Source organism: Bifidobacterium sp. LH_449, from assembly GCF_056356755.1.
In genome coordinates, this window is sequence record NZ_JBKEUV010000002.1 from 44100 (window position 1) to 68539 (window position 24440).

Sequence of the window (24440 nt, forward strand, 5' to 3'; positions counted from 1 at the left end):
CAACACAATAAACGGGCGTGTGACGGAATCCCCGATTCCGTCACACGCCCGTTTGCCGTAGTCATATCACGAAATCAGATCAGCGTCGGCTGTATCACATCAAAGCGGACGCCAATACCGCGAAAACGCCAGCCAACACGATAACCGGCGCGAACGGCGCCTTCCCCTCATATGCCGTGCCGCGCTGCGGATCGAAACGCAACCAGGCCGCAATCCAGATTAGACCGACCAGGCCCATGAACAGCCACCAAAGAACAACCGTCTGCAGGCCTCGCATGCCAATGGCCAGGCCCACCATCAACGTCGTCGTCACATCGCCGAATCCCAACGCCCCCGGCTTCAGCAACGCCAACGCCGTCTGCACGGCGGCGCACAACAGCGCAAACACGGCCGACTGCACGACAACGAACAGATCATTCGCCAGCAAAGCGTATACGCATGTCGCAATCAGCTGGGCCGCGATGCCGATCGCTATCCACAGGCGGGGCACACGGCGGCAGCGAATGTCATTGACTGAGACGGCAAGTCCACAAATCAGACTCGGCAAGCATGCAAGATACCCCATATAGTTACAATAATCCGAAGTCACGCACGAAGCGTGCAGCAAAACGAAAAGGAGAAGGCATGTTGCGTTGGCAGACTGCAGGCGAATCGCATGGTGAAGCGCTTGTCGCCATGATCGAAGGACTGCCGTCCGGTGTACGTATCACCACCGACGATGTGGTCGGCGCGTTGGCGCGTCGCCGATTGGGCTACGGGCGTGGCGCGCGCATGAAATTCGAAGAGGACAAGGTCCGTCTGCTCACGGGCGTACGCCACGGCCTGACGCTCGGGTCTCCCGTCGCCATCGAAATCGCCAATACCGAATGGCCGAAGTGGACGGAGGTCATGAGCGCCGATCCGCTCGGTCATGAGCTGCCGCGTGAAGGCCGCAACGCGCCGCTGAGCCGTCCGCGACCGGGGCATGCCGATCTGACCGGCATGCGCAAGTATGCATTCGATGACGCCCGCCCCGTCCTGGAGCGTTCCAGCGCCCGCGAAACCGCGTCGCGCGTGGCGTTGGGCGAAGTCGCGCGCCAATTCCTGGAGCAGACCCTGGGCATCCGCACCGTCAGCCATGTGATTTCCATCGGCGGCGCCGGCGTCGAAGGCGATTACGCCATGCCGACGGCGGATGACGTGGCCGCGCTGGACGCCTCTCCTGTACGCACGCTGGACAAGGAAGCGGAAGCCCGCATGATCGCGCGCATCGACGAAGCGAAGGCCAACGCCGACACGCTGGGCGGCGTCGTCGAAGTCATCGCATACGGCGTGCCCGCAGGCATCGGCACCTATGTGGAATCCGACCGTCGTCTCGACGCCGCGCTGGCGGGCGCGCTTATGGGCATTCAGGCCATCAAGGGCGTGGAAATCGGAGAAGGCTTCCTTGAAGCGGTCCGCCCCGGTTCGCAGGCGCATGACGAAATGGCCGTCGGCGAAGACGGCCGCATCACACGGCTCACCAACCGTGCGGGCGGCATCGAAGGCGGCATGTCCGACGGCATGCCGATCCGCGTGCGCGCCGCGATGAAGCCTATCCCGTCGATTCCGCGCGCGCTGCGCACCGTCGACGTGGCCACCGGCGAGGCGGCGCAGGCCATCAACCAGCGTTCCGACTCCACCGCGGTGCCGGCGGCCGCCGTCGTGGCCGAAGCGATGGTACGTCTGACGCTGGCCAAGTATGTGCTGGAGAAGTTCGGCGGCGACAGCGTCGAGGAGACGCGCCGCAATGCCGAAGCGTATCTGGCGTCCTGGCCGGAGCACATGCGCTGAGACGATAATGCCACGCTGCGGACTGCTGCAGGGGCCTTTCGGGCCGGCAGCTGCGCAAGCCCCGCACCGCAAACCTGCATCGCAGTCCTGTACCGCAATCGAGGGAAGGAATAATCGTGACTTACACCCGTCCGGTGGCCGTGATCATCGGCATGATGGGGGCCGGTAAGACCCGAGTCGGACGCGAAGTGGCGCAGATGATGAATCTGCCTTTCGCCGACGCCGACGATGAAATCGAACATGAAGTCGGAATGACGATCCCCGACTATTTCGCGCAATATGGCGAGCCCGCCTTCCGCAAGGTGGAAAGCGAGCTCATCTGCGGCATGTTGGAGGATTTCGACGGCGTCCTTTCCCTCGGCGGAGGCGCTCCGATGACGGCGTCGACGCGTGAGTCATTGGCCGAATACGCGCATAACGGCGGCAAAGTCGTGTATCTGATGGCCGATCCGAAGGAAGCGATGGAACGCGCACGCCGTGGCGGCGGCCGGCCGATGCTGGACGGCGATGCCGATGCACGATGGAGGAAGCTGCATGCGCAGCGCGATCCCGTGTTCCGAAAAGTCGCCAACGTGCATGTGCGCACGCATGGACAGACTCCTCAGGCCGCCGCAAAACGCGTGATCGACATGCTGCGGGAACGCTGCGTGCATGTGGACGGCAGCGGCGTCGAACCGTATGATGTGCGCATCGGCGAGGGCATGATGCTGCATCTGGCGGAAGTATTGGGCAGCAAGCCCGCCAAAGTCGCGCTGATCCATACGCAGCCCGTACAGCGTCATTCCGATCACGCCCGCACGATGCTGCGCCAGGCGGGATACGATGTGCTCGATATCGTGATCCCGGATGCCGAAGCCGGCAAAACCATACACGTCGCCAGCGGCATTTGGGCGCGTCTTGGCGAGGCCGGATTCACCCGATCCGACGCGATCGTCGGCCTTGGCGGGGGAGCGGCCACCGATCTGGCTGGCTTCGTCGCCGCGACATGGATGCGCGGCATCCGCTATGTGAACTGTCCGACCTCCCTGCTGGCCATGGTCGACGCTTCCACAGGCGGCAAAACCGGCATCAATACCGAATCCGGCAAGAATCTGGTCGGCTTCTTCTACACTCCGGCCGGCGTGCTCGCCGATATGCGCACGCTCGCCTCTCTGCCCAACGACATCTTCATCGAAGGTCTGGGCGAAGTCGCGAAATCCGGTTTCATCATGGATACGGGAATCCTCGATATTCTGGCCGCTCATGCCGGGCGGCTGCGCGATTTCAACGGGCGTGACTTCGTCGGCGGCCCCTTGGAGGACGTGGTCGCCGAACTGATCGAGCGCACGGTGCGCGTGAAGGCGCATCATGTTTCCGCCGATCTGAAGGAGGCCGGCCTACGCGAATTCCTCAACTACGGCCATACGCTCGGCCACGCCATCGAAAAGCTGGAGCACTTCCGCTGGCGCCACGGCAACGCCGTGGCCGTCGGCATGGTGTATGCGGCGGAACTGTCGCATCTGCTGGGATACATCGATAAGAACGTGGTCGAATATCATCGTTCGCTGCTGTCTTCGCTCGGCCTGCCGATTTCCTGGAACAACGGCAGCTGGGATGACGTGCTCGCCTTGATGCATCGCGATAAGAAGGCGCGTGGCAATACGCTGCGTTTTGTGGTTCTCGATGCCATCGGACATCCGATGCATCTTGACGATCCGCCGGCGGACGCGGTGCGCGAGGCGTTCGAGCGCATCCGCGATTGGTGATGTCGTCGATGCCGTTGCCGGCGATATTACCGGCGACGGCATCGGCAATGGTATTGGAGATGTTCATGGAAGGGATGATTGTATGCGTAAGGTGATTGTCGTCAACGGACCGAATCTGGGACGCCTCGGCGTGCGCCAGCCGGATGTGTATGGCCGTCAGGATCTGGAGACGCTGCGGCGTCTGTGCACTGAGTGGGGCGCGGCGCTTGGCCTCGATGTCGAAGTGCGTCAGACCGATGACGAGGCGGAGATGATCGGCTGGATGCATCAGGCCGTCGATGAGATGACGCCGGTGGTGATGAACCCCGCCGCCTTCACCCACTACTCATACGGTCTGTCGGACGCCGCCCACATGGTCGGCGACGCCGGCCTGCCGCTGATGGAAGTGCATATCTCCAACCCGTCCGCACGCGACGAATTCCGCAAGCGTTCGGTGATCAGCCCGGTCGCCACCGGCACGATCACCGGCATGGGCTTCTACGGATACAAGCTCGCTTTGGAGGCCATCGCTCATCTGCTCGAATCCTGATCTGGAAGATGCCGCTCATCGTGCGGCGGGGTAGTGGGCGCATGCAAGGTCTTGTCAAGGTGTAGCCCGGCGTTCACGGTATTCCTGTCGGAATCGTGCCCCGGTTTTCCGGGCCGCTTGAGTGCGGTCGAGAGGTTTTCATCGTCTCGACTTCGCCCAAGCGGCCTGTTTTTACATTCTTTCTTCTTCTATCACGATAGAGCCGCTCTTTTAACTGATTGTTTCCGGTTTTTCTAGTTAACTTCAACTTCGTCTTTGTTTTGCGATATCTGCGACGTTTTGCGGAGGTCAACACGCGGGTATGCTCCGTGTCGCGTCGCAAAAAGGCCTTTTTGCGACGCGACACGGAGCACAGGGGTGTGTTGCTATCCTCAAAACGTCGCAAAATGAGGACGGCAAACGCTGATTACATCAAAACACCCGACCTGTTGGTTGGTTATAGGGGGGCGGAAGAAGGGAAAGAACAAGCACAGAGGGAAAATATTGACATATCTTCAATAAATGACAGTGTCAGGTGGAGGTTGCGTTATACGCAAGTCGCAGAGTCGAAACGAAAACGCCTCTACGCCAGCGGTGGCTCCGGAATGCTGGGATAACCCACCCATGGAACGCCGGCATTCCGCAATTTCACCACCAAAGGTGTGCGTTGCATCGCCTCCTTATACGTACAGTGAATGATAGTGGTCACACCGGAACGTCGAAGTATATCGTCACGTTCCATCTGATCGGCGACGACCTGCTGCACCGTACGGCTTCTTGTCATTCGGGGGTCGGTATATTTCGCCATCCCGTCAAATTCGAGCACGATCATGCGCCCGTCATGCAGCCGCCACAGGAAATCGACGCGGAAACGCGTGGCCGGGCGGTCAGGATCATAAAATTCCACCTGCAGCGTCGGCACGGCGAAGCCTTCAAGAATGATGATTCCGCGGACCATTGATTCCCCGCCGTTTTCGCTGGACGGATCTGCATATTTCAGCAGATTCCCGATTGCGGAACAATTCGCACGGATCCCGTCGGTTTCCGCCAAGACGTTCGTTGTCGTAATCTTTTCGCTGCGCAAGGCAGAGTCGACAATACCTAATGCATGCTGGAAAGGCAGGCGCAGGGCGCAGTCGATTACAGTTCGCTCCGGTGTGGCGACGAGTAGGCCGGAAACTTTGTCGAATGGTATTGCCGGCATAAAAATACGTTTCAGGCCGATATGATTGCAAGCTTCCTTCGATGATGCATCCGCTGACCGTTCTCCGTATATATGACGACTTGCATGACGGGTGTCCGCAATGGTCACGCAGCGCTGATGAAGGAATCTTGCGTGATCGAAGCCGTATATATCAGCCGCGGTAAGACCTGCGAATATCCAATTCGGATGTCGTAGGGCCAGTGCGCGGGCGGCATGCATAATCTGCTGGCATTCCGTAAGCGCATTCCAATATGATGCCTCCGCATACAGGCCACGATACGGCGATATGATTTCGCCTGATCCGCAGCGCCGCCGCAATGCACAGTCGGCAGCATTGTCCGCGGCGATGGCGCATCGTTGCCGCGACGCCGCCTCCGCCATGATCGTTGTGACTTTTGCGTGCTGTTTCATATGACGACGCTACCGGCAATCCTATTATTTCCGCAACCGATTCCGGCAAATGTGGATAACTGGCTGAGCGGGTGTGTCGCAATTCCGTTCCCGCCGAACTCGTATGCCATGTCCGGTTCCCTTCTCGTGCCATGATGCTGCAACGTTCGCTAGAACTCGCTGAACTTGCATTTGTCCGGGGGGGGGGTATTCTGCCGAGACAACAGGACGAAGATGTTTTATGGAAGGGCTGTCATGGGTGCGACTGTGCTGTCTCATAATCTGTTTGATTATGCCACTTCGGAATTGTCCCAGGATGCGTTCATTTGCTGGTTGAGCGCACAATGGGATAGCGAAGACGGGATTCTGCGTCGAACATCGCAGCGTTTTTTGCGTTGCTGTCTCAATGGCCTAGCTGATGTGGCGGGGTATACGGGGCCCGTCCGCGTGCGGTCCATCGTTCGGCAGTGTCATGGTGCTGATGTGGTACTGGTCGTAATGGTGCGGGAGCTGACGGTGGCCATCGTTGTCGAAGACAAGGTATCCTCGGTGGAGCATGATGGGCAGCTTGAGCGCTATAGGACGAAGATGGCGGAGCAGCTGGACGTCGACTCGTTTGTCGTTGTGTATTACAAGACCGGTTTGTTGACGGAACGCCAAGCGATATGTGGCCGATGCGACGTAATTCTTGACAGGCGGACGATTCTGGATTGCCTGTCCGTGGATTTGGAAGGGCAGATATGCAATCCCATCCTCAACGATTATGTCGAACATCTGAAATCCATCGATGAAGCTTATGCGGCATATATGACGATGCCATTAAGCGCATGGAATTATGAGCAGTTTTGTGGTTTCTTTGAACACCTTGAAGGATTCGTCCATGAGAATGTGCCGGCGATCACATGGGCTGGTTACGGGTATAACGACAATCGCAGCGGGGGACACTGGACGTTCTGGTGTGGCAACGGTATAGAAGTCGGTGACGTTCCCGGACAGCGTTTTATGGTGAACGTCGAATCGCCGAGTGCTTCACTTCTGCACAGCGGCCAATGGATGTGCCGGGCAGTGGTCCGCCACTGCGGGGACGGTATGGGAAAACACTCCCGAAACGATCTGCGCATTCCTGAGGTAAACGACCTGAAATATAGCCGGGTATCCGCGAAAGACCCTGTGGTGGGCAAACTGTTTGAAATCAGACGGGACGGTAACGGTTCGGACTATACGTACCACGATCTTGAGCGACTTGTCGTCCGAGCCATCGATGAGTACGAGACCTGGTGTCAGAGCAATCGATACCGGAGCTGATCAGTTCATTTTCCGGGGGAGGAGATTGAGATGGCAAAATCCCGTCAAACACGAAAACCGGCAACGGTGCTGATCGTGGTCCTCATGTTCGCAACGATTGCATCTGTTGGTGCATGGTACGTATGGGACCGGCACCGGCATGATACCGCCTATATAGAATGCATGCAATCGTTGGCGCCGTTCGAAGGTGCGGATGCGGACACAAGATTCGATGCCGATTTCCTGTCCCGTGAAGCCGTGAGCACCATGGAAAGCGAAGCGTACGCTGTTGCCGGGGAACAGGAAGCGTCGGACTTGGACATGGCCGTGAACGATGTGCCGTCGCTCGGCAGCACGGACATTGTGCAATGTCTGCCCAGTATGTCTTTTGCGCAACTGCATGATGCTGCTGCGACGAATACGCGAATCAGCGATTCATGGTCGGAATACGCTGAGTCAGTACGGCAAGCGCTTGATGACGTGGACTATTCCATCGCCACGCATGAGTATGGCTTCCCGGAGCTTTTCAATCTGGTTACGTTGGGTTCAATGTATCCGTTTGCCGGTGATTACTGCCGACATGATGGCAGCTGCATAACCATCGCCAGATCGGGGGAAGTCACCATAGATAACATGACAGATGATGATCCCTTTCCCGAAGGAGTTGCTTCCGGCGATGTAATCGGGACTCTTCATCCACACTATCAGTCCTACAGCGGCACGCCGGATCAGCCAACATCCATTCATTTGTGCGCAGCAACCGATGATTTCAATTGCATGGGTCCATATCGTTCCAATTTTTACCCTGAAGGATCGGTTGCCGTGCAAGTCGACTACGTAGCCAACGGCGTGAATCTGACAGAGGAATCAAAGTGGGGATGGGCAAAATATGATGAAACCAATATGCCGGATTCGACAAGCCCGTTCCTCGTATTCAAGAGTACTTACAAGGTTGTGGATGGTGAAGTCATCCAGACACACTTTTATCAAACCGCTTCCGTCTCTGACGACGATGTGTATTACCGGGTAACCCCAACTAGAAACGAGGAATCATGATCTGCGATTCATGCAATCAGGAATATTCCGATACTGACCGATCCTGCCCGAATTGCGGCACGACTGTCACCCGTCAAATTGACGGCGATAACCAGATTGGAGAAGTTACGATGCAAATGCAATCTTTCGAAGATTCGGCATCTTCCGCAGACGGTGCCCAGCAAGATGCATCGGGTGATATACAGGCAAGCCATTCGCGGGACAGAGCTTGGACTGTTTTGGACTGTATGGAAGGCATGGGCGCCATCATCGCGGCCGCGGTCGTGCCGTCAATGGCGTTGTCCATTGGCGGGTTGTTCACGTTTACATTTGACCAGCTCAGCGGATTGTTAACGATTGTGCAATCGATTGCTTTCTCCTTGTCGCACAGCAATATGACAGCGTATGCGATACCCCCATCCAGTTTGAGCGGCGTGGCGTTGCTGTACGGCATGTTGATATCGTTCGGTTATCTGTGTGAAATCGTATATCTTGTTCTGTCTGGTTTGAGAATGCGTTTCGCTCACTTCATCCTTGCCGCTGGCATGCTGTGCTTTGCGGCATCGGCGATAATGGTCGTGCTGGCGGCGTCACAGTCGACCGATGCCATCACTCAGGCTGCCCAGTTGCTGCAAATGCGCAATCCGGCATCGACCAGTGTGGTGTCGGCAGCATCAAGATCGTTGATTGCAGCGACGCCAGGATGCTTTGTCGTAATGGTAGCGGGCATTATCACTTCCGCATTGTGCATTGCACATGGGTGGCTGAATAGGCATACACCCTGTGGACATGTCGTGGCGGTTCCCGCTGCCAATGAACAATGAGTTCCAAGAATGTGCAGGTGAGGCCATGACGGCGAGAACAAAGCCGAATAAACTCCCGATGATTCTCACGGCGATATTCGTCGTCGTGGCCATCTGCATCGCCTGCGGAGCCGGATACTGGTGGTCTCAACGACGTCAGGACGAAGCGTTTTCGGCATGCGTCGATCAAGTAGGAAGATATCAGGCAATTCTGCAAGAAAGCACCTCGTTACAGGAAACCCCGTCCTATGCGGTGACCGATCAGAAACCGCTTGAAGTGCTTTCGCAGGCCCTTGCTGATATGCCGGACGTACAATCATCCATACTCTGTTCTCCATACTCGGATGCCGATTCTTTGGAACAGACGTCATCGGAGATACGCCATCATACACAGACATTGACCGCAGCCGTTGATGCGGTACATGCAGTCATCAAGAGTCTGGACGACTACAGTTTGGCGGATATCGTCGCCGCAGCGGAATCCGGGGATTTTTCCCCTATCGCAGGCGAATACTGCCAGAACAGCGGCGTATGCTTTACATTGGCAGATGATGGAACTGCGACATTGACAACGACCTTTGGTGCGGGGGACGGCACCTATCAGGATGTATGGAGCCCGTTCAACGCGTATGGAAGGATACGAACCCAACTTCATTCCACCGTATATGAGCGTGCGTCCATGGATTATGCATATGCGCAGGGCCTAGGATTTTCACTGTCGGGACCGGATTCCGAATACCGCTGCTCCTTGGGAACCGGACTGGAGGCTTGCAGCGATGAGCCACGTTCAAACATATCCGAATATCCGTCATCGGCGACATATTACATAAAAGGTGCAGGCTCTCGGATCTATGCCGACCAGAACCTGTATTACGAGAATTCGTACTGCGAAATCCCATCCCAAGAAGCTTGGCCGAAGGATGACAGGCCATTTATCATGTTTCGTTCCAGTCTCATCGCTGCCGGTGAAGGATGCTTGGTCAATCAGGCGACGGATTCCAGTGTGTTTTATCTTACTGACTGAACGGAGAGACTCCCCCGACGAAACACGCCGCGTCGCACACCGGTGATATGTTGGAATTCCATGGTCAGAAGACAACATGGAAATTCACAGGAACATATCACCAAACATATTTTCGTCACGGGGGGCGTTGTTTCATCGCTTGGCAAGGGGCTGACCGCATCTTCGTTGGGGCGTCTGCTTCGTTCGCGCGGCATTCGTGTGCTGCAGCAGAAGCTTGATCCGTACATCAACGTGGATCCGGGTACGATGAACCCGTTCCAGCATGGCGAGGTCTACGTTACCGAAGACGGCGCCGAAACCGATCTGGACATCGGCCATTACGAGCGTTTCCTCGACGTTTTCCTCAGCCAGAAGGCGAACGTCACCACCGGTCAGATCTACCAGGAAGTGCTGCGCAAGGAACGCGCCGGCGAATACCTCGGCCAGTGCGTGCAGGTCATTCCGCATATCACCAACGAAATCAAGTCCCGCATGCGCGCGCAGGCCTCCGATGACGTCGACGTGATCATCACCGAAATCGGTGGCACCGTCGGCGACATCGAATCGCAGCCGTTCCTAGAGGCGGCGCGTGAGGTCCGTCGCGATCTGGGCGCCGACAACTGCATGTTCGTGCATGTTTCCCTCGTGCCGTACATCGCCGCCGCGCATGAGCTCAAGACCAAGCCGACCCAGCATTCCGTCATGATGCTGCGCCAGCTGGGCATCTCCCCGGACGCGCTGGTGCTGCGTTCCGACCGCCCTCTGAACCAGTCCATCAAGGACAAGATCTCGCTGATGTGCGACGTCGACGCCGAAGGCGTGGTCAACTGCGTGGACGCCCCGAGCATCTACGACGTGCCGAAGACCCTGTTCGACGAGGGCCTCGACGCCTACGTGGTGCGCGAGCTCGGCCTGCCGTTCCATGACGTGGATTGGGATGAATGGCAGGATCTGCTGGAGCGCGTGCATCATCCGAAGCATGAAGTGAACATCGCGATCGTCGGCAAGTACATCGACCTGCCGGACGCCTACCTGTCCGTCACCGAAGCCATCAAGGCCGGCGGCTTCGCCAACTGGGCCAAGGTCAACGTCAAGTGGGTCGCCGCCGACACGTGCGCCAGCCCGGAAGGCGCCGCGGCGGCCCTTGATCAGGTCGACGGCATCTGCATCCCCGGCGGCTTCGGCATCCGCGGCATCGACGGCAAGATCGGCGCCCTGCGTTTCGCCCGTGAAAACGGCTTGCCGGCGTTGGGCCTGTGCCTTGGCCTGCAGTCGATGGTCATCGAATACGCTCGCGACGTGCTCGGCATCGAGGACGCGAATTCCTCCGAATTCGAACCGGATTGCGCCAATCCGGTCATCGCCACGATGGAGGAGCAGAAGGACATCGTCGCCGGCCATGGGGACATGGGCCATACGATGCGTCTGGGCTCCTATCCCGCCGAACTGCTGGAAGGCTCGCTTGTGGCCGAACTGTACGGCACCACGCATGTGACCGAACGCCACCGTCACCGCTATGAAGTGAACGTGGCCTACAAGGATCGCCTGCGCGAAGCCGGCCTGGTCATCTCCGGACAGAGTCCGGATGGCGAACTGACCGAATTCGTGGAACTGCCTCGCGAAGTGCATCCGTTCTATGTGGCCACGCAGGCGCATCCGGAATTCAAGTCCCGCCCGACGAAGCCGCATCCGCTGTTCGCCGGACTGGTGAAGGCCGCGCTCGATCACCAGCAGCGTCACGAGCGCTGAAAGCCGACGAAACGAACGTCGCGACCGTGAGCGGCGAATAGTGACGTACGTCATACGACATGCCTGCATGGCCATGGATTTCTCTGTGGGGAAGTTCATGGCCATGTTGCATAATTGTGCGGGGACGCGCATCACACGCGCTACAACGAAGAGAGCAAATCTAGGAATTGCAGATGAGCGAATCAAACGGGAGCATGCCGGGATTCCCCGGCGGGAACAACAATGGGATGAACGCGGAGCGGTCTTCGACGCAGGCTGGCGCCACGTTCACGTTCGATTCATTGACCGATATCAGTGATGTGCAGCCTCTTGACTCTGCCGATGACGAAGCCCTTGGCGGCAAGAGCGTCAAGAAGAAGCGCGGCCTGCTGTGGCTGTGGATCCTTGCAGCCATTGTGGCGGTGATGGCCGCGCTCGGCGCCGGCGGCGCATGGTTCTTCCAAACGCATACGCTTCCTGGCGTGAAATTATGGGGCGTTTCGATGATGGGACGCAGCGAAGCCCAGATCGCCGACGAGATCGACCGTCAGACCGCCGATGCCGCGGTGCAGGTGACCTATGACGGCACGACGGTGAAGGCGACGCTGCAGGATCTGGATCTGACCGTCGATTCCGATGCGATCGCCTCGCGTGTGTTCCAGTCGAAGCGCGATCTGCCGTGGTGGCAGCGGTTCGCTTTTTGGAATGAGGCCGATGTCGACGACGCCCCGTTCAATGTGCAGGCGGCGGATTCCGGCGCGCTCAACGAAAAGCTCGGCATCGAAGAGACCAAGCCCGTGGACGCGGCTGTGCGGCTGAATGCGGACGGCAACGGATTCGAAGTCGTCGCGGCCCAGCAGGGGCAGGGCGTCAGCGCGACCGAAGCGGCCGAGGAGATGCTTACCGCAGTCGAATCTTTGGGACGGTATGACACCAGAACCGTCACCGCGAAATTGGAGTCCATCGATCCGGCCGTCACCGATGACATCGCCGATCAGGCGAAGCGGACTTTGGATGCTCTCGTACGGAATCCTGTGCGGATCACCATCGGCGATCACGCGATCGCGACGTTGGACGCGCCCGCGTTGGCGGCGTCCATGCGCATCGACGCGAACGACAACGCGCAGCTGGCCGACAATGAGGCCCGCAACGGCTACGTCGTGTTCAACGCCGACCAATTGCAGCGATACTATACCGACAACATCAAATCGAATCTGAAAACGGGACGCGAAGACCGAGAAACCATCGTCAACAACAACGGCGACGTGTTGGAAACCATCAAGGAAGGCCATGATGGCGTGACGGTGGCCGATGGAGCGGACACGAACATCGGCGTTGACGGCATCCAGGCGTTGGCGGCGGGCGGCGGCGACATCACCGTCGAAGGCACCGTCGATCCGATGAAGGAGATCACGACGAAGCGTCACGTCGTCGTCGATTTGTCGGACGGCAAGGTCTACGCCTACGAAAACGACAAGCTGATCAGAACGATGAGCATGTCCGCCGGTGAAGGCAATGACCGCAGCACCGGCGCATGCATGGGCGACCTGTGCACCCCGACCGGTGATTTCACCATCTGGCTGAAATACGAATCGCAGGATATGAGCGGCAATCTGACGCTGTCCGACGGTTCGACCTCGCAGTGGGACGTCAAGGACGTCGGCTTCGTGAACTATTTCTCGAAAACGGGATGCGCGATCCACCGCATCGTCTCGCAGATGACGGATGCGCAGATCGCCGCGATGAACGCCAACACCTCCCACGGCTGCGTCGGCATCGGCTGGGATGTGGCGGAATGGTTCTACGGCTGGTGCCTGTACGGAACCAGCGTGCACGTCCAGCAATAGCGGTCAGCACGGCTGTCAGCGGCAACGGATCGGCATATCGCACATGCAGGTGACCGATAATGCCGACGATGAAGGCCCCGCATGATGCGGGGCCTTTTTTCGTATTCCACATGCCGCAGTTGGAAGGCGGGAAAGGCGACGATCGCTGGCGCCTTTGCCTGACGACGGCGATGTAATGCATATCACGCTGCAGGCGGAATCATATTTTGCATCAGACACTAGCGTTGCCCTGTAAATTCTGTTAGGTTGTGTCATGGACCAGACCGTGAATGGAGGCAGCGTAGGGTGAGTGACAACCAAGCGCCGAACGCGGCGGCAGACGTGGAGATGAGCCAGTATGTGGCTGACCGCGGCCGCGTGAATGAGGAAAAGCTTCGTCAGGATGAGCGGATCATCAGCCAGTTCGGTGATTACACGTATGGCTGGCATGATTCCGACGCCGCAGGCGAAGCCGCGAAGAAAGGCATCAGCGAGCAGGTCGTTCGCGAGATCTCCGCCGACAAGCATGAGCCGGAATGGATGCTGGAAAAGCGTCTTGAAGGCTACCGCGATTTCATCAACCGCCCGATGCCGCAGTGGGGCGTCAACCTGCAGGATTTCGACGCGGATGATTTCAAGTACTACGTCAAGCCGATCGACAAGCAGGCTGCGACGTGGGATGAGCTGCCGGACGAGATCCGCGCCACCTATGACAAGCTGGGCATTCCGGAAGCGGAGAAGAGCCGCCTTGTGTCCGGCGTCGCCGCACAGTATGAGTCGGAAGTCATCTACAATTCGATCCAGGAGGATCTGAAGAAGCAGGGCGTCATCTTCGTCGATACCGACACCGCCGTGCAGCAATATCCTGAGCTGGTCCGGAAGTATTTCGGCAAATGCATTCCGAGCAACGACAACAAGTTCTCCGCGTTGAACACGGCCGCATGGTCGGGCGGTTCGTTCGTGTACGTGCCGAAGGGCGTGCATGTCGACATCCCGCTGCAGGCGTACTTCCGCATCAACACGCCGAATATGGGCCAGTTCGAACGTACGCTGATCATCGCCGACGAAGGCTCCTACGTGCATTACGTCGAAGGCTGCACGGCTCCGATCTATTCCACCGATTCGCTGCATTCCGGCGTGGTGGAGATCTTCGTCGAGCCGCATGCCCGCGTGCGCTACACCACCGTGCAGAACTGGTCGAACAACGTGTACAACCTGGTCACGCAGCGCGCGTATGTGCGCGAAGGCGGCACGATGGAGTGGGTGGACGGCAACATCGGCTCGAAGGCCACGATGAAATACCCGGCCTGCATCCTCGCCGAACCGTATGCCAGCGCCTCCACGATGTCGTTGGGCTTTGCCGGCAAGGGCCAGTATCAGGATACCGGCGCGAAGATGATCCATCTCGCCCCGCATACCAGCTCGACCATTGTCGCGAAGTCCATTTCCCGTGGCGGCGGACGCTCCGCATACCGCGGTCTGGTCAAGATCGTCCAGGGCGCAGAGGGAGCGTCCTCGAACGTGGTCTGCGACGCGCTGCTGGTCGATGATTACAGCCGCACCGACACGTATCCGCATGTGGACGTACGCGAGGACGACGTTTCGATGGCGCATGAGGCGACCGTGTCGAAGGTCTCGGAAGACCAGCTGTTCTATCTGATGAGCCGCGGCCTTGAGGAGAAGGAAGCGATGGGCATGATCGTGCGGGGCTTCGTCGAGCCGATCAGCCGCGAGCTGCCGATGGAATACGCGCTTGAACTGAACAGACTTGTGGAATTGCAGATGGAAGGATCGGTGGGCTGATTCATGACAGCGCAAACCGAAATCAATGTTCCCGTGGCGGGGCGGAACGATTCGTATGCGAATCCGGCGGGCATGCCGTCCAGCGCGGATTGTGCGCCGCGTTCGTTCGACCTGGCTGATTTCACGATGCCGGACCGCAATCAGGACGATTGGCGATTCACTCCGGTCGACCGCATTCCCGAATTCTTCGACGTGTTCGAACCGAGCGGCCGCACCGAAATCGCCGTCACCAACGTCGACGGCACGCCGATCGATCCGGCGGTTGTCGACGTGCGGACCGTCTCCATGGACCAGGCTCCTGCCGGCACGGTGTCGCAGCCGCGCGATCGCGCCGCCGCCGTCGAATGGCATTCCAGCCGTGAGGCGACCGTCGTGAATCTCAACGGCGACACCGGCCAGCCTGTACTGGTGAAGATCACCGGTCACGATTTCGACCTTGACGCGTTGCATCTGGTCATCACCGCCAAAGCCAACGTGCATGCCGATGTCGTCATCGAACACGATGGAACGGCGCGCCTTGCAGAAGGCGTTGAAATCATCACCGGGCGGGATTCGCATGTCTCCGCCACGTTCATTCAGGAATGGGTGCCAGGCAGCAAGCATGTGGGCAACCATCGCATCCGCGTGGGCGAAGCGGCCTCGCTGCGCCATTCAGTCGTCACTCTGGGCGGTGATTTCGTGCGTATCCGCATGGACCAGGATTTCGCAGGCCCGCAGTCGGACCTCAACATGCTGGGCATCTATTTCGTCGACCCGGGCGAGCATATCGAACATCGCACGATGGTGGTGCATAATCAGCCGGAATGCAAGTCCCGCGTCGTCTACAAGGGCGCATTGTCCGGTAGGGGCGCGCACAGCACATGGGTCGGCAACGCGCTGATCGAACCGAACGCCCCGGGCACGGATTCCTACGAACTCAACCGCAATCTGGTGCTCACCCCGGGCGCCATCGCCGATTCCGAACCGAATCTGGAAATCGAAAACGGCAATATCGTCGGCGCCGGCCATGCCAGCTCGGTGGGCCGTTTCGACGATGAGGAACTGTTCTACCTGCAGTCCCGCGGCATCAGCGAACGTGAGGCCCGCAAGCTGGTGGTACGCGGATTCTTCGGCGAACTGGTCGAAGAGATCGGCGTCGACGCCATCGCCGAACATCTGATGACCGTGATCGACCGTCGCCTGACGCGCAGCGAAAGCGTGAATGCCGGCGACGCCGGCGACGCCGTCGAATCGGCGTGAAACGAAGACTTGGAATTGGAGGAAACACAGCATGTCAACTCTTGAAATCAAAGACCTGTACGCCTCGGTGGAAACCAAGGAAGGCCGCAAGCAGATCCTCAAAGGCGTGAATCTCACCGTCAATTCCGGCGAAGTCCACGCGATCATGGGCCCGAACGGTTCGGGCAAGTCCACGCTGGCGTACACGCTGGCCGGCCACCCGAAGTATGAGGTCGACTCCGGCCAGGTGCTGCTGGACGGCGAGGACATTCTGATGATGACGCCTGACGAGCGCGCCAAGGCCGGCCTGTTCCTGGCCATGCAGTATCCGGTGGAAGTGCCGGGCGTTTCCATGACGAACTTCCTGCGCACCGCGAAAACCGAAATCGACGGCAAGGCTCCGGCCGTCCGCACCTGGACGAAGGAACTCACCGAAGCGATGAAGCGGCTGAAGATGGATCCGAAGTTCGCCACGCGTTCGGTGAACGAAGGCTTCTCCGGCGGCGAGAAGAAGCGTGCCGAAGTGCTGCAGCTTGAATTGCTCAAGCCCAAGTTCGCGATTCTCGACGAAACCGATTCCGGCTTGGACGTCGACGCGCTGCGCATCGTTTCGGAAGGCGTGAACCGCGCGAAGGAAGCGAATGATTTCGGCGTGCTGATGGTCACCCATTACACACGCATCCTCAAATACATCAAGCCGGATATCGTGCACGTCTTCTCCGGTGGCCGTTTCGTGCGCACCGCCGGCCCGGAACTGGCCGATGAGCTGGAAGAGAACGGCTACGACCAGTATCTGCCGGAAGGCTCCGATTCCGAATCGGCGCTGGCATGAGTGCGGATTTCGCTTCGATTCGAAGCCAGTTCCCGATCCTCGATCAGCGGATTCACGGTGCGCCGCTGGACTATCTTGATTCGGCGGCCACCGCGCAGAAGCCGCAATGCGTGATCGACGCGGAATCCGATTTCTACCGGACGATCAATGCGGGCGTCCATCGTGGCGCCCACGAATTGGCGGCCCGCGCCACAATGGCATTCGAGGACGCCCGCGCGGCCGTCGCGCGTTTCGTCGGCGCCGAATGGCGTGAAGGCGGCGAAGAGATCGTCGTCACCTCCGGCGCGACCGGCGGCCTGAATCTGCTGGCCAACGCATTCGGATTGGCCAGCCTTGGCCGAGGCGGCAAACCTGCCGAAGGCTTCGCTTTGAAACCGGGCGATGAAATCGTCGTGTCCAAGGCGGAGCATCATTCCGTGTTGCTGCCGTTCCAGGAATTGGCCGCCCGTACCGGTGCCACGCTGAAATGGCTTGACCTTGACGCCGAAGGCCGCATCCTGACCGATGCGGATACGCTGCGATCGGTCATCACGGAGCGTACGCGCATCGTCGCGGTCACGCATGTCGGCAACGTCACCGGCGCGATCACCGATATCGCGCCCATCGTGCGGCGCGCTCATGAAGTGGGCGGCCTGTTCGTCCTCGACGCCTGCCAGTCAGTGCCGCATCTGGCCGTCGACATGCATGCCTTGGACGTCGATTTCGCCGTATGGAGCGCCCATAAAATGTATGGGCCTACCGGCGTGGGATTCCTGTATGGCCGCCGCGCATTGCTGGAGGCGCTGCCTGCGGTGAATTTCGGCGGATCCATGGTGGAGTTGGCGTGGATGGACGCGCCCGCCCAATATATGGCGCCTCCTGCGAAATTCGAGGCGGGAACGCAGCCGATGGCACAGGTCGTCGCCGCTGCGGCGGCGGCGCGATGGATGTCCGCGATCGGCATGGACGTCATCGAAGCGCACGAACGCGCCATCACCGATGAATTGCTGAAATTGGGCGATATCGAAGGCGTACGCATTCTGGGCCCCGGTTCGGCCGAACGGCGTATCGGCACCGTCGCGTTCGACATTGAGGGCGTGCATCCGCATGATGTCGGCCAGTTCATTGACGCGAAAGGCATCGCCATCCGCGTCGGCCATCATTGCGCGCAGCCTGTGCACCGCCATTTCGGCGTATACGCGTCGAATCGCGCGTCGACAGGCGTCTACAACACGGTTGAGGACGCATCGCGGCTGGTCGAAGCCGTCGCGCAAGTGCGCGGCTTCTTCGGCGTCGCGTAGACGCTCGCCGACCGCGATGGGCGGACGGATGATACGAACAGGGAAACGATAGAAATGATGAACGATTACGGCATGAGCGACGCGGACCTGGAACAGATGTACCAGGAAGTCATTCTGGAGGCTTCGAAGAATCCGCACGGCAAAGAGCATTTCGCGCCGGACCTCGCGCAGGAGGGCGCCGCGGCAGAGACGAGCAGCACGATGCAGGCCTCGCATGAGTACTGCGTGCAGGGCCAGTCGCATCAATTCAATCCGACCTGCGGCGACGAGGCGACGATTCGCGTTGAGCTTTCACGGGACGATCCGCACCGCATCAGCCATATCGCCTGGGACGGCCACGGCTGTTCCATTTCGCAGGCCAGCCTTTCCATCATGACGGATTTGGTGGAAGGCCGGACCATTGACGATGCGATGGCGCTGGCCGGTGATTTTCATTCGCTGATGGAATCGCGCGGCGCCGGCCTGAATGATGAGGACGCCGAGGAACGCCTGGGCGACGCCATTGTGTTCCAAGGCGCCTCCAAATATCCGATGCGCATCAAATGCGCGCTGCTCGGATGGGAAGGCATGAAGGATTCCGTGGCGAAGGCGCTGTCGGCCATGTGAGAATCCGCTTTCGACCGAATCGCTGGAATACCGGGAGACGGTCGCATATAGTGAATACGACGTCAATAATGATAATGGAGTGACAATGAGCGACAATCTGGTTCCGGAACCCGCCGCAACGGTTTTCGATTCGGTGAACAAAGTGGTCGGCGACGAAGATGCGGCGCGCCGTGTCATGGCCAATCCGAATCTCGCCGCACTGTACACGTCGGATGATGTCGAAGCCCAGGCCGCGTCTTCCGAGGGCATCACTGACGCCCATGCCACGGACGGCTGCGGATGCGGAGGCCACGAGCATGGGGGAGCGGATGATTGCGCATGCCGGCAGCAGGATGACGGCATCGCGCTGAAGGCCGTCGACGAAATCGGCCGCGCCACCGCGCATGATGTGCGTGAGGCGTTGCATCAGGTCATCGACCCGGAACTCGGCATCGACGTCATTGATCTGGGCCTGGTATACGGCATTGAAATCGACGAATTGGGACGTGCCATCATCACGATGACGTTGACGACGCCGGCATGCCCGCTTACCGATCTGATCGAAGACGAATGCGCCAGCACCTTGGCCGGCCTCGTCGACGAATTCCGTATCGACTGGACGTGGCAGCCGCGTTGGTCCACCGCGAAGATCACGCCGGAAGGCCGTGAGCAGCTTGCCGCATTGGGCTTCAATCTCGATGCGATGCCGCAATATTGATCGTCATTGATCGCCGGCAATCATCAGACAATCATCATGGAGGATCGTCGGCGCAATCATTGAATATCGTTCAATCGTATGGAACGGGCAAACGAAGGGGCGGCGCTTCAAATGAAGCGCCGCCCCTTCCTGCGGATGCGTCAGTCGTCGACGACCGTGCCCTTCGGTACGACGGTGATGCCTTCCGGCGTCACCGTGAAGCCGCGTGCAAGATCGTGCTCGGTATCGATACCGACCGTGGAATTCTCGGTAAGCACGACGTTCTTGTCGAGGATCGCCTTGTAGACGCGGGCGCGACGGTTGATCGTCACGCCGTCGAACAGAATCGAATCGACGACCTGGGACCACGAATGGATGCGCACATTCGGCGATAGCACCGAGTGATGCACTTCACCGCCGGACACGATGACGCCGGGGGAGACGATCGAATCGGTGGCGTGGCCGAGACGGTCGCGGCCGGCATGCACGAACTTCGCCGGCGGCAGGTTGCCCGACATCGTATAGATCGGCCATTCGGAATTGTACAGATTGAACTCCGGCACATACGAGATCAAATCCATATGCGCATCGTAGAACTGGCGAAGCGTGCCCACGTCACGCCAATACGCGTGATCGGCAGCCGTGGAGCCCGGAATCTCATTCGTGGTGAAGTCGTAGACGCCGGCCTCGTTGCGGGATGCGAAGTACGGGGCGATGTCGCCGCCCATGTCATGTTTCGTGTTCTCGGATTTTTCATCCAGCGACAGCGCATCAAACAGCGCATCCGTATTGGCGACGTAATTGCCCATCGAAGCGAGGATGGAATTCGGGTCGTCCGGCAGGCCGTCAGCGGTTTCCGGCTTCTCCTGGAAGGAGCGGATCATATTCGGATGATTGGGGTCCACGTCGATCACGCCGAACTGGTTGGACTGGCTGACCGGCTGACGAATGCCGGCGACGGTGAACTCGGCGCCGGATTCGATATGCTGCTGCACCATCTGCTGGAAGTCCATGCGATACACGTGGTCGGCGCCGACGATGACGACGATATCCGGCTGAACATCCTCGATGATGTTCACGGTCTGATAGATGGCGTCGGCGGAACCCAGATACCAGTGCTTGCCCAAGCGCTGCTGGGCCGGAACAGGGGAGACATAGTTGCCCAGCAGCGGCGAGAAACGCCAGGTAAGCGAAATGTGACGGTCAAGCGAGTGCGATTTGTACTGGGTCAGCACGACCACATGCTGATATCCGGAATTGACCAGATTGCTCAGCGGAAAGTCGATCAAACGGAACACGCCGCCGAACGGAACCGCCGGCTTAGCCCGATCGCGGGTCAGCGGCATGAGCCGCGTGCCTTCGCCGCCTGCCAACACAATGGAAAGGATCTTCGGATTCTTTACCATCAGTATTACTCCTCTCTAAGAGCGTCTTTCGACACCGTATTACGTTTGCCCGGAACCGGTCCGCATCGTTGCTGACCGATTACACAGACAATAATTGCACAAAAACGATGTAAGACACGGTAATTTTCACGCGCGTCGTAACATTTTGCCGACAATTCGTCTATATGAAAGGAATAAGCGTGCCGACAGACGCGCCGACGAGCGGCGGCGTCAATCGCGTATGGCGGTCGCGTAGAAGGCGACCGCGCTGGACGCTGCGACATTCAGACTGTCGACGTCATGATACATCGGGATCTTCACGGTCAAATCGGCGCGCGAAATCGTATGATGAGACAAGCCGTCGCCCTCCGTGCCGAAAATCAGCGCAAGCCTGTCGATGCATTCAGGCGTCGCGGGATCGGCGTTCAATCGGCGAACCAGGTCATCCATCGAAATCGAATCGTCCTCCAACGCCATCGCCACCGTCGTGAATCCCAGATCATGCAGTGTCTGCATGCCGACGAAAGGCCAGTCGTTCTTCTCTTCGCCGATGCGCGTCCATGGAATCTGGAAAACCGTGCCCATCGAGACACGGGCGGCGCGGCGGTACAGCGGGTCGCCGCAGGAAGGCGTCACCAGCACGGCGTCGACGCCGAGGGCGGCCGCCGAACGCATCAGCGCTCCGACATTCGTATGGTCGACGATGTTCTCCATGACCGCGATGCGTCGCGCGTTGCGGCATACTTCTTCGACGCTGGGAAGCGGCCAGCGCTTCATCGCCGACAGCGCGCCGCGATGCAGACGATAGCCGGTAAGACGCTTCAACTGGTCGGGGGAGGCCACATATACCGGAACATCCGGGCCCCAGTTTTTCTCTATCACCGCGAGCGTGCCGGCCATGCCTTCGATCCACGGCTCTTCGACCAGTAAGGAGATGGGTTCGCGGCCGGCGGCAAGCGCGCGGTCGATCACCTTCGGCGATTCCGCGATGAACAGACCCTTCTCAGGCTCCAGACGATTACGCAATTGCATTTCGGTCAGATTCACGTATGGCGCGACGCGCTCGTCGTCAATGCTTTCCAAAGCGATGAACCGCATAATCGTGAAGTCCTTTCCTGTTGCTGCCCAGCGGTCAATATATATATCATCCCACGTCCACTTAAGATCAGGAAATAAATGAGCTTCTCACGCCAAGGGCCAATAACGGGTCCGAATAGAGAAGCTTGAAGACACTGTCAGCATATCAGTTTTCAGTTTCTATGCCTACCGAGCCGTTTCCCACGTCGATATGCATCATTCGTGTTTGCGTGGCCTCCCACCACTGGCGCAATTGGACGCAGTTGGCGGCGTGTTGCGACCAAAACTGCCAAAGGGATGACCACTGATGTCCAAAAGTGCCGTCTTGCACGAGGGCACTGCGCAAAAGTGGACAAAAGATGGGCCTCAAACGTCACTTTTTGCGCAGTGGCATCGTCGAAAGACGGCACTTTTGGATGTTTCGGCAGTGGGCTGCCGGCGCGCCCTGATGTGGCCCCGCCTCCTCATGCCGACGGTTTTGAACGCGACGCGCCGCTGACGGCGACAAAAACTGTCAAGAGGAAGGCTGCCAACAAGAGGACGGCAGCCAATGTCCCGAAACCGCCAAAGATCGAAGTAAGACGGGGAGCACGCAAAAACGCCGCTGAAGCTTGCTTCAGCAACGCAAAAAGGCCGGTTCCCAATCACTTGGAAACCGGCCTTGATGGTGTCCGGAGCGGGACTTGAACCCGCACGCCTGTATAAATAGGCACTAGCACCTCAAGCTAGCGCGTCTACCATTCCGCCACCCGGACTTGTTCGTTGCTCTGTGCGGCAACGAGTTAGAACTATATGCGACGGACGCCGGTTGTGCAAATACGGCGTGTCGCGCTTCTTCTGTGTAGCCTGTAAGCATGACGAATCCTTTGTTTTTGCTTGATACCGAACATGATGACGTGCCGATCGACAGCGACGGCATGCATGCCGGCTGGAAGCTGACGCTGCCGGCATCCGTCAAACGTCATGCCGTGCAGTCCATGCGCTTGAAGGCGGGTGATGAATTGCAGCTGTCCGACGGCAGGGGATTGCGTGTGCGCGCCATACTGCGCGACGAACAGCAGGGCATCGCCGAAGTCCGTGAATTCGGCAGGGAACCGGCTCCTAAGGTCAGGTTGGCGCTGGTGCAGGCGTTGGCGAAGAACGGTCATGACGAGCAGGCGATCGATGTGGCCACGCAGATCGGCGTGGATGAGGTGATCCCGTGGCAGGCGGACCGTTCGATCGCCAAGTGGAAGGCGGGGCGCACCGATCGCAAGTGGAGCCAGGTGCTGCAGGCCGCCACCGAACAGTCCCGCCGCGCCTGGATGCCGGATCTGGGCGATTGCGTGTCGTCGAAGCAGATCGTGGCGATCTGCCGTCGTGCATGCGTGCGCGGAAGCCTGGTGATCGTGCTGCATCAGGACGCGACGCGCACTTGGGACGAAATCGACGAACGCATCCGTGCATTGTGCGACAGGTGCCTTGAGGATGGCCACGAGCGCACGATATACGTCGTAGTGGGACCGGAAGGCGGCATCAGCGATCAGGAGGTCGAATCGTTCACCGATGCCGGCGCCGAAGTGTGCGTGCTCGGCACGAACATTCTGCGGGCCTCCGCGGCCGGTCCCGTCGCGTTGTCGTTGCTGGCGCGTTCCGTCGGACGTTTTTCCTGATATCGAACGCGGCGGCGTCGTTATCCGCAAAATGCAATAGCATTGGTGGCGGTGGCATGGGTAACATGGGATGCGTGGGGATGTCCGCGCGTCCCGTACGTCATGCCGACGCATGGACGAACATATGGAAACACGGTGAAGGAAGCATCATGAACGATTCGGATTGCCTGTTCTGCAAGATCATTGCCGGCGATATTCCCGGCGACAAGGTGTATGAGGACGACACCACGTTCGCATTCAAGGACATCAATCCGCAGGCCAAGGTGCACGTGCTGATCGTACCGAAGACGCATTATGAGAACGTCGCCAAGCTGGCGGCCGCTGACGGCGCGCAACTGTCCCACATGGTCGAAGTCGCGCAGCGGATCGCCGATAAGGAATTCCATGGCGCATATCGTCTGATCTTCAACACCGGTTCGGATGCGGGCCAGTCGGTGTTCCATGTGCACGCGCATGTGCTGACCGGCGAGAAAATGGCGGAATAAAGCGGCGGAAAACGATTCGGAGAGCTTCGCGTGGCCACTGGCCGACCCGACGGTCGGGCGGGCGGCCATATCGCGATCCGCTATCCGA

General features: G+C 59.0%; 21 protein-coding genes and 1 tRNA gene. 17 read left to right on the forward strand and 5 right to left on the reverse strand.

The window, feature by feature from the left end:
* Positions 1-94: 94 nt before the first annotated feature.
* A complete protein-coding gene (locus AC1AX7_RS01975; RefSeq protein ID WP_476508438.1) occupies positions 95-565 on the reverse strand; it encodes a prepilin peptidase in 471 nt (156 codons plus the stop codon).
* Between the two features lie 59 nt (positions 566-624).
* On the opposite strand from AC1AX7_RS01975, the gene aroC reads away from it, so the two are divergent.
* The 3 genes from aroC to AC1AX7_RS01990 all read left to right on the forward strand — a co-directional run bounded on the left by aroC (position 625) and on the right by AC1AX7_RS01990 (position 4086).
* A complete protein-coding gene (gene aroC, locus AC1AX7_RS01980) occupies positions 625-1812 on the forward strand; it encodes a chorismate synthase (protein WP_476508439.1) in 1188 nt (395 codons plus the stop codon).
* A 116-nt stretch (positions 1813-1928) separates the two neighbouring features.
* Positions 1929-3557 (forward strand): bifunctional shikimate kinase/3-dehydroquinate synthase, encoded by a 1629-nt coding sequence (locus AC1AX7_RS01985; protein WP_476508440.1) that lies wholly within the window; start codon positions 1929-1931, stop codon positions 3555-3557.
* 82 nt (positions 3558-3639) lie between these two features.
* Positions 3640-4086: a type II 3-dehydroquinate dehydratase gene (locus AC1AX7_RS01990; protein ID WP_476508441.1), complete on the forward strand. Its 447-nt coding sequence runs from the start codon at positions 3640-3642 to the stop codon at positions 4084-4086.
* A 562-nt stretch (positions 4087-4648) separates the two neighbouring features.
* On the opposite strand, the gene AC1AX7_RS01995 is transcribed toward AC1AX7_RS01990, so the two are convergent.
* Complete coding sequence (locus AC1AX7_RS01995) at positions 4649-5680, reverse strand: hypothetical protein (RefSeq protein ID WP_476508442.1); 1032 nt, start codon at positions 5678-5680, stop codon at positions 4649-4651.
* Between the two features lie 234 nt (positions 5681-5914).
* Here AC1AX7_RS01995 and AC1AX7_RS02000 point away from each other — a divergent pair, with 234 nt between their 5' ends.
* The 12 genes from AC1AX7_RS02000 (at position 5915) to AC1AX7_RS02055 (ending at position 19774) form a co-directional block, all read left to right on the forward strand.
* A complete protein-coding gene (locus tag AC1AX7_RS02000; protein WP_476508443.1) occupies positions 5915-6964 on the forward strand; it encodes a hypothetical protein in 1050 nt (349 codons plus the stop codon).
* 30 nt (positions 6965-6994) lie between these two features.
* Positions 6995-7999 carry a hypothetical protein gene (locus AC1AX7_RS02005; RefSeq protein WP_476508444.1) on the forward strand — a complete coding sequence of 335 codons (1005 nt, stop codon included), beginning with the start codon at positions 6995-6997 and terminating at the stop codon, positions 7997-7999.
* Positions 7996-8802 carry a hypothetical protein gene (locus AC1AX7_RS02010; RefSeq protein ID WP_476508445.1) on the forward strand — a complete coding sequence of 269 codons (807 nt, stop codon included), beginning with the start codon at positions 7996-7998 and terminating at the stop codon, positions 8800-8802. The genes AC1AX7_RS02005 and AC1AX7_RS02010 overlap by 4 nt, the downstream gene beginning before the upstream one ends.
* Positions 8792-9805 carry a hypothetical protein gene (locus tag AC1AX7_RS02015; RefSeq protein WP_476508446.1) on the forward strand — a complete coding sequence of 338 codons (1014 nt, stop codon included), beginning with the start codon at positions 8792-8794 and terminating at the stop codon, positions 9803-9805. Before AC1AX7_RS02010 ends, AC1AX7_RS02015 begins: the two co-directional genes overlap by 11 nt.
* A gap of 60 nt (positions 9806-9865) precedes the next feature.
* Complete coding sequence (locus AC1AX7_RS02020) at positions 9866-11533, forward strand: CTP synthase (protein WP_476508447.1); 1668 nt, start codon at positions 9866-9868, stop codon at positions 11531-11533.
* A 173-nt stretch (positions 11534-11706) separates the two neighbouring features.
* On the forward strand, positions 11707-13359 hold the full coding sequence (locus AC1AX7_RS02025; protein WP_476508448.1) for a L,D-transpeptidase: 1653 nt from the start codon (positions 11707-11709) through the stop codon (positions 13357-13359).
* A gap of 327 nt (positions 13360-13686) precedes the next feature.
* On the forward strand, positions 13687-15141 hold the full coding sequence (gene sufB, locus AC1AX7_RS02030; protein ID WP_476508675.1) for a Fe-S cluster assembly protein SufB: 1455 nt from the start codon (positions 13687-13689) through the stop codon (positions 15139-15141).
* A 3-nt stretch (positions 15142-15144) separates the two neighbouring features.
* Positions 15145-16380, forward strand: a complete 1236-nt coding sequence (gene sufD, locus AC1AX7_RS02035) for a Fe-S cluster assembly protein SufD (protein ID WP_476508449.1) — start codon at positions 15145-15147, stop codon at positions 16378-16380.
* A gap of 31 nt (positions 16381-16411) precedes the next feature.
* Entirely contained in the window at positions 16412-17191 is a 780-nt protein-coding gene (gene sufC, locus AC1AX7_RS02040) for a Fe-S cluster assembly ATPase SufC (protein ID WP_476508450.1), read from the forward strand.
* Positions 17188-18471: a SufS family cysteine desulfurase gene (locus AC1AX7_RS02045; RefSeq protein WP_476508451.1), complete on the forward strand. Its 1284-nt coding sequence runs from the start codon at positions 17188-17190 to the stop codon at positions 18469-18471. The genes sufC and AC1AX7_RS02045 overlap by 4 nt, the downstream gene beginning before the upstream one ends.
* Before the next feature lie 57 nt (positions 18472-18528).
* The gene (gene sufU, locus AC1AX7_RS02050) at positions 18529-19077 is read left to right on the forward strand and encodes a Fe-S cluster assembly sulfur transfer protein SufU (RefSeq protein WP_476508676.1); all 549 of its coding nucleotides are present in this window, start codon (positions 18529-18531) and stop codon (positions 19075-19077) included.
* A gap of 85 nt (positions 19078-19162) precedes the next feature.
* A complete protein-coding gene (locus AC1AX7_RS02055) occupies positions 19163-19774 on the forward strand; it encodes a metal-sulfur cluster assembly factor (RefSeq protein WP_476508452.1) in 612 nt (203 codons plus the stop codon).
* A gap of 140 nt (positions 19775-19914) precedes the next feature.
* Here the strand turns inward: AC1AX7_RS02055 and glgC are convergent, their stop codons facing one another.
* From glgC to AC1AX7_RS02070, 3 genes are all read right to left on the reverse strand, one after another.
* Entirely contained in the window at positions 19915-21159 is a 1245-nt protein-coding gene (gene glgC, locus AC1AX7_RS02060; RefSeq protein ID WP_476508453.1) for a glucose-1-phosphate adenylyltransferase, read from the reverse strand.
* 210 nt (positions 21160-21369) lie between these two features.
* Positions 21370-22236, reverse strand: coding sequence for a TrmH family RNA methyltransferase (locus tag AC1AX7_RS02065; protein ID WP_476508454.1), 867 nt, complete (start codon positions 22234-22236; stop codon positions 21370-21372).
* A gap of 644 nt (positions 22237-22880) precedes the next feature.
* Positions 22881-22970: transfer RNA gene (locus tag AC1AX7_RS02070), tRNA-Leu, on the reverse strand.
* A gap of 99 nt (positions 22971-23069) precedes the next feature.
* Here AC1AX7_RS02070 and AC1AX7_RS02075 point away from each other — a divergent pair.
* Complete coding sequence (locus AC1AX7_RS02075; protein WP_476508455.1) at positions 23070-23867, forward strand: 16S rRNA (uracil(1498)-N(3))-methyltransferase; 798 nt, start codon at positions 23070-23072, stop codon at positions 23865-23867.
* Between the two features lie 149 nt (positions 23868-24016).
* A complete protein-coding gene (locus AC1AX7_RS02080) occupies positions 24017-24352 on the forward strand; it encodes a histidine triad nucleotide-binding protein (protein WP_476508456.1) in 336 nt (111 codons plus the stop codon).
* Positions 24353-24440 lie beyond the last annotated feature (88 nt).